Origin of the sequence: Bacillus sp. AR4-2, from assembly GCF_008274865.1 — a bacterium.
GTDB lineage: Bacteria > Bacillota > Bacilli > Bacillales > Bacillaceae_G > Bacillus_A > Bacillus_A cereus.
This window is the reverse complement of record NZ_CP031062.1, coordinates 2,481,017-2,493,690: the sequence shown is the minus strand read 5'-3', so window position 1 is coordinate 2,493,690 and position 12,674 is coordinate 2,481,017. Positions and strand designations below refer to the sequence as shown.

Genomic DNA, 12,674 nt, shown 5'->3' with positions numbered 1-12,674 from the left:
GTTACGACTATTTATCCCGCTATTTATGGGTAGTAAAATCCCTACCGATTAAAGTTTTACTTTATTTAAAAGAGATTCAATAACTGCAATTGCTTCTTTTGAACCACCACATTCTAAAAAGCTATCATTAAGTTTTCTTATACCATGTTTATACTTTTCATTTGAAAGAACATCTGTTACGGCCTCTTTTAAAGTGTGCACATTAACATGTTCTTTCAATAGTCTATGTGCCGCTTCAAGCTCAGTTAATCTTTGCGCTATCATTGGCTGGTCTTTATCATGCGGTATTATTACAAATGGGACATTATAATGAATGGCATCGTGTACGCTATTCATACCGCCATGTGTAATAAAAACATCTGCTTCATTTAATATTTCTGATTGTGGTACGTATGGAGCAATTATAAAATTATCTGGTGCTTTCTTAATTTTAGAAATATCATTTCTATCACCAATTGCCATTACAACTATCCCATCAAAATCTGAAAAAGTATCAATACAAGTATTAAAGAATGGTTCGAGTCCTTCAAGCAGTGTTCCCATTGAAATATAAATAACTTTCTTCTCTTTAAGTGATTCCAGTGGAAACTTTATATTTGTTTTACGCTTTGAAATACTCGGTCCAATAAAAATGTTATTTTCTCCGAACGATTCGTTATTAGGTTGGAAATAGCGACTTGTGTATACGAGACAAACATCACCCTTATTATTCATAAATTGAAGATTATTCTTTGGTTTTACTCCAAATTTATGTTCCATCTGATTTAGTAATTTTTCAGAGATTTCCTCTGGTTGGAATGGCATATCTGCATTTGGATGAAAAGGTAATGTCTTCAAAAATTCTGGCGGAATTAAAAATATAGGTGAGGACACTACACCTGGAACTTGTAAATACTCCTTTACTAACTCTCCTGCGCCAAATATATCATAAATTACGAAATCAAAATTTATACTTTCACATAATTGTTTCGTAATTTCTAATATATATAAAGAAGTTTGAACATGCACATGAAAGAAAGCATTTAACCCAGATGAGGTTTCAGCATCAATAGAAATCTCTTTTAATAGATCCGGATGAATATGTACAGTAGCTCCTAAATCTTCAATTCTATCCTTAAAGTTTGCCGTTGTAATATAATGTACGTTATCCCCTCGTTTAGTAAAAGCTTTTACTAAATTTAATGTAGGGTTTACATGTCCCTCTGCTGGAAAATTAACCACTAAAATATTTAGCACTTATTCCTCACTCCTTACATTTCATTGTTTTAATTAAGCATACTGTTATTTGTACAAGTAATCTTCCCCTAATAGTCCTAATATGCTTGCTACATTATATTGATAAATAATTTTCAGTCATCAACATAAAAAAAGCATCTACCTATGTAGATGCCTAACCGTGATAAGGAGTGTTCTGTGAGGTTAGAACAAACTTTTCTGCTTGTCCTATGCTATTAATATATGATTGATTTTATAAAACGTGAATAGCTAATAGAATTATTTTATCCATTTTATATGATCAAATGGATAAAATACCATTTCTACTTTACCTATTATATTTAACTCATCAATAAGTCCAAGTGTATTCATACTATCTTTACTATGATTACGATTATCACCTAACACAAATAATTTATGCGTAGGAACTTTTATTTCTCTAAAATTTGAAAAACGATTGGATACTTGTGACATATCTAAATTTATATACGACTCATCACGCTTTTTACCGTTAATAAATACCTCATCCTTTTTTAGTTGTATATTATCCCCCGATAATCCAATAATTCGTTTCACATAGTAAGTAGGCTCGTCTTCTTTTTTTATAATGACAACATCTCCATGATGAAAAGACGATAAACAGACGTTTACCTTATTAACAAGTATATAATCTTTTTCATTCAAAGTAGGTTGCATCGAAATTCCTTCTACCATACAAAATAAAAAGGACTTATTAATAAAAATAACCCCTATTATAATTAATATGTAGCTACATATGTTCCTCCAATATTTTAGAATAAACAGCTTCATATATACCTCATTTCTAATCTATCCCCAGATAAAAACGCCTCTAGTTCACATGAATGCTAGAGACGTTTCGTCCATTTTAATTCTCTTTAGAGGCATCTGTTTTTGGCGCTTCACCAGTTAATCGCTTATTTTTCAAATCAAAATAAGCATCTAAAACTTCTTTTCCAATATCGGAGTTAATGCCCGATTTATCATTTTCAACCCACGGTACTACAACAGAAAATGCTACTTCTGGATCATCATATGGCGCATATCCAGCTAATGTTAAGTTATAACATTCTCTACGATCGCCTTTCGCATTTCGCCCAATTTCATTTTCTCCACCATATACAGTTTGTGCGGTCCCTGTTTTACCAGCTGGTTTATATGGTGCTTTTTGGAACGCTCTTACTCCCGTTCCATCTCCTTCTTGAAATACTTTTCTAAATCCTTCTTTTACTTGATTAATATATTCTTGTTTCATATCGATTCTATTTAAAACAACGGGTTCTATTGATTGTACTACTTTACCAACCTCATCTTTTTGAACGGTTTGTTCTCTAATCTCTTGAACAATTTGTGGTTTCATTCGATACCCTCCATTTGCGATAGTCGAAATATATTGTGCAAGCTGAAGTGGTGTATACGTATCATATTGTCCAATAGAATAATCTAATAAGAAACCAGGCTGATTATCTTTTCTTCCAATTTGTCCTGCAGTTTCATTCGGTAAATCAATACCAGTTTGTACGCCTAGTCCAAATTGCCTGAAATAATATCTCATTTTATCAAAATATTCTTGTTTAATATCTAGTGAACTATTTTTCACATAATCCACACCAGCAATTTTTAATGCTATATTAAACATATAAACGTTTGAAGAAACTTGTAACGCTCTTAGATCGTCTATATCACCAAAATTTTTCCAAGACTTCTTTTCCTTAGTTCCTTTAAATTTCATAGGTGCATCATAAAAATGTGTTCCAGGAGTTATTGCATTTGTTTCAAACCCTGTTAACACTGTCGCACCTTTAACCGTTGATCCAAGCTCATATGAACTTGTCAGCGTGCCTAAAGCATAATCTTCAACTTCCATTTTCCCGTCTTTTTCTACAAGCCTTTTCCCAGCCATCGATAATACTTGGCCATTTTTCGGATTCATCATTACTACGAAAGCACGGTCTAACATTGATTCTGATCCTTTATATTGTTTTAATATTTTTTCTATGCTCTCCTCTACTTTTTTTTGCAATTCCATATCTATTGTTAAAGTTAAATTTTTACCGCTTTTCCCTTCCGAAACCGTTTCCGTTCTAATAGTATTTCCTTGTTTATCAGCAATGCTTCTTACTTCTTTTTTTGTACCATGAAGTACATCTTCGTATTGCTGTTCGATATAACTTTTGCCAACTCTATCATTTCGGCTATAATCACGCACTAAATAATAATCTAATCGTTCACGTGGCAATCCTTCATCAGCATTTGAAACGTTACCAAGGACAGAACGGAATAATCCATCATTTACATAGATTCTCTCCCAATCAACTGATGCGTCTACCCCTGGAAGGTTCGCTAAATTTTCACTAATCACCGCATATTCCTGTTCACTAACGTCCTTTTTAATAATTTGAGGTGCCATTTGAAAACCTGAGGTCATTTTACTTTTAATAGCTAACACTTCTATATCTTTAGCCGTTAGTTCTTGAAGATTTTTTTCTGTAACGCGCTTCCTTTTTAAATCTTCTATTTTTTTGTCTAGCTCTTTTCCGGTAATATCTTTATCTCGGAACTTATCTATTTCTTTTTTTGATACTAAGTCTTGAGTAAGTTCTGGATTTAATTGCATCCAAAAGTCTTTCTTATCAGTCTCCGTTAACTTGTCTATATCTTCTTGCGGCATTTCAATAATGTCTGCAAGTTGTCTTGCTGATTTTAATATTTCTTCTTGCTTTACACCTTTCACCTTTGTATATGTAATCGTACGTAAAGACTTATTATCAACTACTGGATTTCCTTCACGATCAAATATTTTCCCACGTGGTACAGAAAGACCAACGGTTGCATTTTCTCTCTTCTCTACTTCATTTTTATATGTTTCTCCATCAAAAATTTGCACTTTCCCTAACTGAATAATAATGCCAGAAAATAATAAAAATACACAAAGGAATAAAATATTTAACCGGAGAGGTACTACTCTACCACTTTTCTTCTCTTGCTTTTTCACCTTGTCATAATCTCCTCCTTACAATATTTCAAATAATAATCACATTTCTATATTAAAAGTAATGTACAATTTCTATACATTGCTTTGTACAAATATCAATATAATGTTTAAAACTTAATAGAAATTAAAACAAAGGTAAAGAAAAGGTAAAGTTTACTAAATTAAATATAAAAAATACCCAATAACAAAAAGCTTAGTTTTCACTAATCGCTTTGTTATTGGGTATTAATTGATTTAAGAATTACTACTAGTGCGTATTGCTATACATTTGTCGTCACAATTAGAAAGAGATTGTTTACTTAGTACTTTCGGTAAGTAAATAGTTACTGTTGTCCCGACACCAACCTCGCTCATGATACTAATTGTCCCTTGATGACTTTCAATAATTTTATAACTTAACATTAATCCAATACCAGTCCCTTTTTCTTTCGTACTATAAAAAGGTTCACCTAATCTCTTAATTCTTTCTTCAGGTATTCCTATTCCTTCATCTATTACATGAATGATGACACCATCATCATTTATTTCTTTTATGTGAATTGAAATTCCCCCACCATTTGGCATAGCTTCGATTGAATTTTGCAAAATATTAATAAATACTTGTTTCAATTGATTTTCTGAGCATTCAATAACTATATCTTTGTCATCCGTAAATAGTTCAACTTGAATATTTGTCATAATTGCTTTTGTATTCATTAACGATACGACATTTTTAAAAATTTGATAAATATTTTTCTTTTCTGTATTTATCTCATCTGTTTTAGCAATTGCCAGAAATTCTTGCAGGATTGCTTCTATCCTTTCAATTTCAGAGAGCATAAGATCAAAATATTTTTCTTGATCTTCTTTATTAATTTGAAATAACTGTATAAAACCTTTAATTACAGTTAAAGGATTTCTTACTTCATGAGCCACGCCAGCTGCTAATTGACCAATTGCTGCAAGCGTATCTGATTTATTTAGCAATTCTTCTGTCTTTTTTCGCTCTGTAATGTCGCGTACAATAATCATAATTTTATCATGTAATAATGGTAAGCACCTAGCCTCAAAGAAATCAATACTTCCATTAAGTGTGAGTGGATATTCTACAATTACATTCGTTCCTTTTTCCTTCACTTGATTAATGGCTTCCTGAAACTGCTGTGCTACTGAAGATGGTAATACTTCGTAAAACTTTTTTCCCATAAAAGCTTCTGCGGGTACGTAAAACTTTGTAGGAGATCCTGCCTTGTAATCTATAATTGTGCCATCATCTTCTGTTAAAAAACATAAATCTGGTAAAGCTTTAAAAATTAATTCCAGTTCAGATGTTTGTTGTTTTAACTGCTCTTCTATCGCTTTTAAATGTGTAATATCTACACCAACAGCCCAATAACTATATCCTGTTACAGGAAACTGTTCTGATATATTCGACCACATTATTGTTTTGATTTCACCATTTTTACATGTTAAGTGCATTTCCCAATCTCTGAAATTTTTTCCACAAGTTAAAAATTTCTTTTGTATTTGATGGCGATAATTATGATCAGGATACAATAATTGCAGTGCATTGGGATTTCCAATTATTTCTTCAGCGGTATAACCTGTTACAATTTCGCATTCTCGATTCCACAAAACAAAATCTCCATTATAATCAAGCGCATCGACCATAACAGGCATGTTTTGTAAAATCGTATGTAGTTCCTCCTCTTTCTGAGAAAGCAACGTTGTATTTTTACTTTGAAATACTTTTATTGCGCTATCTAAAATTAAACTTGAGAGCATTTCAAAGTATTTTTGACAACTGAAAATTTCACTTTTTTTGGACCATACAACAAAAGATCCTAAATGTTGATTGTATAAGAAAATGGGGATTTCAATCTTTGGAAGTTTACTCTTTTTTATCTCATTCATTCCGAATGAAAAAACACATTCTTTTTCAGCATCAAGAAGTTGATGTGATATATTAGTTAATTTATAAAATTGTTCTGCCATGGTTTCTATTGTACTCACATCAATAAGTTCCATTAGCCGCGAATTCATTCCTTTTTCACCTCAATATGTAAAATTAATACAAATCTAAAATTCATACTTCTCCATTATACGAAGAAAGCTAGTGTAGGTATATAGCTGTAGAATAATTATTCGAACAAATTTTATTTTTCAATTAAAATAAGAAAAGAATATATATACTGAATATACCTTTAATTAGTATATATTTCGTTGATTCCTCACTTATTGTCTAGTAACTTGAATTCCTCCTTACATTCACTGAATTTTCACTTGAGAGTCATACACGTTACTAATAGCGGTATAAACATGCAATAAGTATAAAGTTCATAAAATATTCACAATTTTTATGAAAAATTTAAACATTTATTCCAATATATTCTATATAATAAAATGTAATAAGGCTTCTATGAATCTCATAGAATACCTTACCCCTAATAAAAAAGAAAAAAGAATCCATTTGGATTCTTTTTTCTTTTTTTTAATTACATTACATATTTATATAAAGCATGTGCCACACCATGTTCTTCATTTGATAACGTTTCGTATTTACACATTTCTTTTATTTCTTCAACTGCATTTCCCATTGCAATTGATATATTCGCTTTTTCCATCATAGAAACATCGTTTAGTCCATCACCTATCGCTACAGTGTTTTCAACCGGAATATTAAGATGTTCTGCTAAAGTATATAATCCATTCCCTTTTTGAGCATCTCGATGATTAATCTCTAAATTGTGCCAATATGAAGATGTAATTGCTAAATCCGTATTATGAAGAAATGTTTCTTTTAGTTTTTTTAATTTCTCAATATCATAAGAAAATGGTAATAGTTTATGCACATGTATATCTGTTTCTACAATTGGTTTACAACTTTCCGCACTATGAAACGCTGTATGCTCAAGATATAATGCTGCGATTGTTTCTAACTCTTTCAAGTCGAAATTTTCTTTTGAATTCTTCACATACTCAATTTCATTACGTACACTCTCTACTCCATAATCCGGTACATACACACCTTTATCAGTATAAAGCTGATAGTATAAACCATTCTCTTCAAGATATTCTACGATTTCAAGTGCCTGCATATTTTGAATTGGATATCTCTTCATCATTTTTTTATCTTTATATATAAGAGCCCCATTTTCCGCAATGATTGGACACTCTAAATTAACTTCTAACAATAATCGCTCAATGTCAACAATAGAACGTCCTGTACAAATTGCTACAACATGGCCAGCTTCTTGACATGTTCGAATTGCTTCTGCATTTTCTTTACTTATCATTTTATTCCCCGAAAGAAGAGTTCCATCTAAATCAATTGCAATTAATTTCATTATTTCTTCACCACTTTCTATAAATACACGAGTTCTAATTAATTATTAGGTATCGTTTTCATACAATCCTCGTGAGGTACTTCTTATTTATAATTTATGAAAAGCGTTTCAGGTCAAGAAATAATTAAAAATAAAATCCAAAGCTTTTCTTTTTAAAAAAGCTTTGGATTTTAAACTATGAATTATAACTAATGTATTTCGTCTCACACATGTACACATTTTTTTCTTCAGTTGGGATATATACTTTAAACTTTTCTAACCGTTTTCCATAAACATGAATCGTAATAACGCTTTCATTTTTGCTGATTTCAAGAATATGACAATCCGCTGGTGGAATTACTTTATCTGTTTCTCCTTCTCCCAAATAAAGATTTCCTGTATGTGTTAAATAAACAAGTGAATTTCCAAGTTGTTTCGTTTGTATAAAGTTCTGCACCATAATCCTTCCTGTAAAAACGCCTTCTACTCCCCATGTGCCGTCATGATCATGTAAAGGTGTAGATTGTCCATCTTTCCATACGAGAGCTAGTACTTCAAAACGTTTGAGCGGATCTTCATACAATAAATGTCGTGCATATTGAGTCAAATTGGCCTTCTGTTTATCTAACGGAAGCCATGTTTTCTTTTCTAAAAGTTCTTCTAGTAACTTTTCAATGCCACACACTATTTCTTCTTCAAATAAACCGTTTTCCATAAGATCTGTAACACCTTTAATAAACTTTTGAAATGATTTACTTCCATTACAAGTCAACATAAGAATCCTCCTCTACGCTTTATACAATTCCATATTAAGGTAATTACTGAAAACTCACAATTGAGAAACAAAAAACAAGATGCAAATGTATGCACCTTGTTAAGATTTTTATTTAGCTTTCAAACGAATAGGTAAGTATTTTAATGTTTGTTCATTTTCCAATATACATTTTTCTAAACAGAAAGATGGAGATAGCTCTATTTTTTCAAAAGTATTTATAAAGGTAGTTAATGCAATCTCAGCCTCTAAACGTGCAAGTGGTGCTCCTAAGCAAAAGTGAGGACCTTTCCCAAAGGTTAAATGCTTTTCATTTCCTGTTCGATGTACATTAAATTGAGAGGCTTGTGAAAATTTTTTCTCGTCTAAATTCGCTGCACTAACCCACGCAACAATCATCTGATCCTTTTTCATTAAAGGACCAAATATATTTGTATCCTCTGTAATCCTCCGGGCCAATGTAACAGGAAAGCGATAGCGTAATACTTCCTCAATCGCTTTTGAAATTAAGTTAGGTTCTTTTCTTAACTCTTCATAAATTCCAGGTGAATCTACTAAAAAGCAATAAAAGCTATTAATAATTAAATTTGTAGTGGTTTCATTCCCAGCCGCTAGTAAACCTAATGAAAAGGTTACAATTTCCTCATCGGTTAATCTTTCGCCTTCATATTCAGCTCGAATTAAATCAGATATGATATCATCGGTTAAATGATATCTCTTTTCCTGAACAATCGGTAAAAGGTATGCTTTGAATTCATTTAATGCTATCCCTTTCTCGGCATCCAGATCATTAAACTTTTCTTTACTATACGGCATAAATAAAATATCAGACCATTCTTTAATTTTTTTACGATCTGTTGTTGGGACTCCTAATAAATCAGAAATAACGGTAACAGGTAAAGGTGCAGCAAACTGTTCAACGATATTAACTTCACTACATTTTTCGATATGTTGTACAAGTTCATCTGCGATAGCCTGTATTCGAGGTTTCCACTGTTCTAAACTTCTTGGAGTAAATGCCTTAGAAACAATGGAACGTACATTGCGATGTTCTGGTGGATCTGTAGAGTTTATATTTATTCTAGTTTCTAAAGGAGGGATTGAGAATTGTCTGCGCTCCCTTCTACTTGAAAATAAGCGATAATCTGATAAAACACGATTTACATCATCATATAAAAAAACATTCCATACATCCTGCTCTTCATCATAATGAACTGGGTGATTATCCCTCATCAAACGATACCATTCATATGGATTCCATAATTCTTCTTTTATTTTCAGCTTTGAAATTTCATGAACTAAAATAACATTTTCAGGTGAAGCCATAGTTCTTTCCTCCCTTTTCTTTTACAATAAAAGTGATAGGTCGGCAGTTCAAAGTTGTATAAACTATCATATGTTATTTTAACATATACAAAAGGAGATTTTTCATTAGAGAACTTGAGAAATATATAAGGGGGATTTTTATGTACGTTGACATTTTACTGCTAGCAGAATTAACGACAGGACCAAAACATGGATATGAAATCAAAAAAAATGTTCAAAATCGTTTAGGTGAGAATTTTGAGTTAAATCACAACATGCTTTACCCTGCCCTTCGGCGCTTTGAAAATATGGGTGCTATAACGAAAAAAATACATAAACAAGTCGGAAAACCAAACCGAAATATGTACGATATAACAGAAACAGGAGAAGAAATTTTTTCTGAAATGTTACGAGAGTTTCCTGAAAAACTTGCGACAAACAATACAGAATTTCTTGTTCGTATTGCTCTATTTGAAAAACTTGACTATGAGGATAGAAAAGAGATTTTGACTGTACGTCAAAACGTACTACATAATCAGCTTACTGCTATTCAGTCTCTAGATGTTACCTCATCTTTTATTACTGAAGTCATTGAATTTAGTAAATCACGAATTGAACATGAATTGAGTTGGATTACATCACTTATGAAGAGAATATGAAAAAATAACAAGAAAAGTTAAAAACAATGAATGAAAATGATATTTATTATCAATACTATCATTAATAAAAGGGCAACCACGATTTGGCTACCCTTAAAGAAATTACACTTCTGGATCGAATGTTTTGCAATCTGTTTCTTCCGTTGTAGATGCATGTTTACCTTTATGACTTACTACGTAAATTGCCTCTGCACTACATTTATTACCGTTCGCCCAAAATTTACAGTTGTTTACTTCACATAAAACGTCTTGTGCCATAGTATCACACCTCCTTGTTCTATTATCATTAACAAAATTCGGAGGTATGATACTATTTGTCATCCATTTTTCATTCCCTTTTTAGCTTTCTTAATGGTTCAATATCTCCGCGTACAATAGCATCAATATTTCCAGTTATTTTTTCAATATCAAAGTGCCACCATTGAATTTGCAATAATTCTTGAATTATTTCATTTGAAAATCTCTCTTTTATTTTATTTGCAGGGTTTCCACCAACAATTGTATATGGTGCGACGTCTCTAGTCACAACAGATTTAGCTGCAATGATTGCACCATCCCCTATTTTTATTCCGGGCATAATTGTTGTATCCATACCAATCCAAACGTCATTTCCTATAACTGTATCACCTTTATAAGGTAAATCAGACAAACTAGGTGTATACTTCTCCCACCCATTTCCAAATATATTAAATGGATATGCCGAAAATCCATCCATCCGATGATTGGCTCCGTTCATAATAAAGTTAACTCCAGATGCAATACAACAAAACTTTCCAATAATAAGGCGATCTCCAAGAAATTCATAATGATGTAATACTCGATCTTCAAATGTTTCTCCATCTTTCGCATCATAATAAGAATAGTCACCAACAAGTATATTAGGTTTTGTTATTATATTTTTATAAATTGAACGTTTTGATTTCCTTCAATAGGGTATTTAACATTTGGATTAGGATTCATTTTGTACGGCACTTCCTTTACTACTTATTTCACTTTCTACCGTTATTACTGGCTTTAAATTGTATATAGGTAAAATAAACAATAATCCAATTATAAAAAGTAAAGCCGTCCCTTCATACATCATACTTAATGAAAACATCTCTTTTAATGAGCCAGCTATACTCATCGTTACTACCATTGAACCGGTAAAAAGCGGACTTAAAATACCATTTACACGACCTATAAAATCGGTATCGCTATTTTGAATAATAAGTGTATTTATACCAATTTGGATACAAGGAAGAGCTAAACCACTAAAAAGCTGCGCTGTAAGTGTCACCCATAAATTTGTAGAATATCCTATAATGCCAATACCAATTGCTTGACCAAGCATACCGATAATTAACATCTTTTGCGGAGCAACATTTTTCGCAAATACCATTGCTAAGGCTCCGCCAACAATCATTCCCGCACCATTTACTGTTAGTAGCCACTGTAAACTTTCTTTTGATAATCCTAACTGCTCAGTCACAATAAATATACCTAATGGCTGAATTAATCCTATACCTAGTCCTGCAGCCATAAAACAAAGCCCTAGCAAAGTTAATGCTTTTTTCTTTTTGACATACTTAATACCATCCTTCATCTCTTGCAACAGAGTGATATCCTTCTTTTCTACGTCGTTTTCAAGATCTTTCGGAAGAAATAACAATACAACTGCCGCAAGTAAAAACGAGATACCTGTTATGATGATTGAAATATAAATTCCAAAACTATGAAAGATAAATGTCCCTAGTATTGGTCCTAATACCATAAATATTGCAAATATCGTTTGATATATAGACATTGCTAATTGAATTTGTTCCGTTGATAAATGTTGTTTAAACAATTTCATTCCAGATGGTTGTGAAAACTGTGAAAGGATTGCAGAGATGAGTGTCACAAAAAACACAATTTTCCACGTTCCAAACATAAGCGTAATTAATACAGCGAATACTGAAATGGAACTTAACGTTTCACACCATATCATTGTCTTCTTTGGCTTCCACCTATCAGCAAAAGTACCGCCAATAAATGAAAAAATAAAAATTGGAGCGAATTCAGCAACTGAAATCATCGAAATAGCAAAAGCATCACCTTTTGTCATTTCCATTACATATAGTAATACCGCAAAGTTTCGAACCCATATTCCTATTTGTAAAAATAATGCTGATGCTAAAATCCCTTGAACAAACCGATTTTTTAATACTTGTGATACCCCATTGTTTTGTTTCGTTACTACATTTGTCGACATAAAAAAGCCTCCTATTTCATGTTCTGAACAGGAGGCAGCACAAATCATATAAAAAGACTATATATTCGCAGAGCGAAATACATCCCTTTTCTATAAATGTACAGACTAACCCTATTCAGAAGAATATTTCGTTTTTTAACGAAGATCTCTTACAAATAGAATTAGTTGATCA

10 protein-coding genes and 1 pseudogene are annotated in these 12,674 nt (G+C 31.9%); 1 reads left to right on the top strand and 10 read right to left on the bottom strand.

Annotation, left to right across the window (positions count from 1 at the left end; all coding sequences use genetic code 11):
* Positions 1 to 48: 48 nt before the first annotated feature.
* The 7 genes from DN399_RS12850 to DN399_RS12820 all read right to left on the bottom strand — a co-directional run bounded on the left by DN399_RS12850 (position 49) and on the right by DN399_RS12820 (position 9,631).
* On the bottom strand, positions 49 to 1,236 hold the full coding sequence (locus DN399_RS12850; protein ID WP_000932165.1) for a macrolide family glycosyltransferase: 1,188 nt from the start codon (positions 1,234 to 1,236) through the stop codon (positions 49 to 51).
* A 258-nt stretch (positions 1,237 to 1,494) separates the two neighbouring features.
* Positions 1,495 to 2,025 (bottom strand): signal peptidase I, encoded by a 531-nt coding sequence (lepB, locus tag DN399_RS12845; RefSeq protein WP_098564262.1) that lies wholly within the window; start codon positions 2,023 to 2,025, stop codon positions 1,495 to 1,497.
* A gap of 76 nt (positions 2,026 to 2,101) precedes the next feature.
* Positions 2,102 to 4,228 (bottom strand): peptidoglycan D,D-transpeptidase FtsI family protein, encoded by a 2,127-nt coding sequence (locus DN399_RS12840; RefSeq protein ID WP_149149667.1) that lies wholly within the window; start codon positions 4,226 to 4,228, stop codon positions 2,102 to 2,104.
* 234 nt (positions 4,229 to 4,462) lie between these two features.
* Positions 4,463 to 6,250: a PAS domain-containing sensor histidine kinase gene (locus DN399_RS12835; protein WP_016122581.1), complete on the bottom strand. Its 1,788-nt coding sequence runs from the start codon at positions 6,248 to 6,250 to the stop codon at positions 4,463 to 4,465.
* Positions 6,251 to 6,702: 452 nt separating this feature from the next.
* Positions 6,703 to 7,554, bottom strand: coding sequence for a Cof-type HAD-IIB family hydrolase (locus tag DN399_RS12830; RefSeq protein WP_097960824.1), 852 nt, complete (start codon positions 7,552 to 7,554; stop codon positions 6,703 to 6,705).
* 175 nt (positions 7,555 to 7,729) lie between these two features.
* Positions 7,730 to 8,308 (bottom strand): cysteine dioxygenase family protein, encoded by a 579-nt coding sequence (locus DN399_RS12825; protein WP_086388163.1) that lies wholly within the window; start codon positions 8,306 to 8,308, stop codon positions 7,730 to 7,732.
* Positions 8,309 to 8,416: 108 nt separating this feature from the next.
* Positions 8,417 to 9,631: a cytochrome P450 gene (locus DN399_RS12820; RefSeq protein WP_149149666.1), complete on the bottom strand. Its 1,215-nt coding sequence runs from the start codon at positions 9,629 to 9,631 to the stop codon at positions 8,417 to 8,419.
* Positions 9,632 to 9,771: 140 nt separating this feature from the next.
* Here DN399_RS12820 and DN399_RS12815 point away from each other — a divergent pair, with 140 nt between their 5' ends.
* Entirely contained in the window at positions 9,772 to 10,269 is a 498-nt protein-coding gene (locus DN399_RS12815; RefSeq protein WP_149149665.1) for a PadR family transcriptional regulator, read from the top strand.
* A gap of 102 nt (positions 10,270 to 10,371) precedes the next feature.
* On the opposite strand, the gene DN399_RS12810 is transcribed toward DN399_RS12815, so the two are convergent.
* The 3 genes and pseudogenes from DN399_RS12810 to DN399_RS12800 all read right to left on the bottom strand — a co-directional run bounded on the left by DN399_RS12810 (position 10,372) and on the right by DN399_RS12800 (position 12,502).
* Positions 10,372 to 10,527: a DUF1540 domain-containing protein gene (locus DN399_RS12810; protein WP_000046095.1), complete on the bottom strand. Its 156-nt coding sequence runs from the start codon at positions 10,525 to 10,527 to the stop codon at positions 10,372 to 10,374.
* A gap of 70 nt (positions 10,528 to 10,597) precedes the next feature.
* Positions 10,598 to 11,229: pseudogene (locus DN399_RS12805) on the bottom strand (Vat family streptogramin A O-acetyltransferase).
* Positions 11,219 to 12,502 (bottom strand): MFS transporter, encoded by a 1,284-nt coding sequence (locus tag DN399_RS12800; RefSeq protein WP_149149664.1) that lies wholly within the window; start codon positions 12,500 to 12,502, stop codon positions 11,219 to 11,221. The pseudogene DN399_RS12805 and the gene DN399_RS12800 overlap by 11 nt, the downstream one beginning before the upstream one ends.
* Between the last annotated feature and the right edge of the window lie 172 nt (positions 12,503 to 12,674).

What these genes read in the sequence shown, in the direction of transcription:
- DN399_RS12835 (WP_016122581.1), bottom strand. Translation starts at nt 6,250, where the DNA reads ATGAATTCGCGGCTAATGGAACTTATTGATGTGAGTACAATAGAAACC.
- DN399_RS12810 (WP_000046095.1), bottom strand. Translation starts at nt 10,527, where the DNA reads ATGGCACAAGACGTTTTATGTGAAGTAAACAACTGTAAATTTTGGGCG.
- DN399_RS12825 (WP_086388163.1), bottom strand. Translation starts at nt 8,308, where the DNA reads ATGTTGACTTGTAATGGAAGTAAATCATTTCAAAAGTTTATTAAAGGT.
- DN399_RS12815 (WP_149149665.1), top strand. Translation starts at nt 9,772, where the DNA reads ATGTACGTTGACATTTTACTGCTAGCAGAATTAACGACAGGACCAAAA.
- DN399_RS12800 (WP_149149664.1), bottom strand. Translation starts at nt 12,502, where the DNA reads ATGTCGACAAATGTAGTAACGAAACAAAACAATGGGGTATCACAAGTA.
- DN399_RS12830 (WP_097960824.1), bottom strand. Translation starts at nt 7,554, where the DNA reads ATGAAATTAATTGCAATTGATTTAGATGGAACTCTTCTTTCGGGGAAT.
- DN399_RS12820 (WP_149149666.1), bottom strand. Translation starts at nt 9,631, where the DNA reads ATGGCTTCACCTGAAAATGTTATTTTAGTTCATGAAATTTCAAAGCTG.
- lepB (WP_098564262.1), bottom strand. Translation starts at nt 2,025, where the DNA reads ATGAAGCTGTTTATTCTAAAATATTGGAGGAACATATGTAGCTACATA.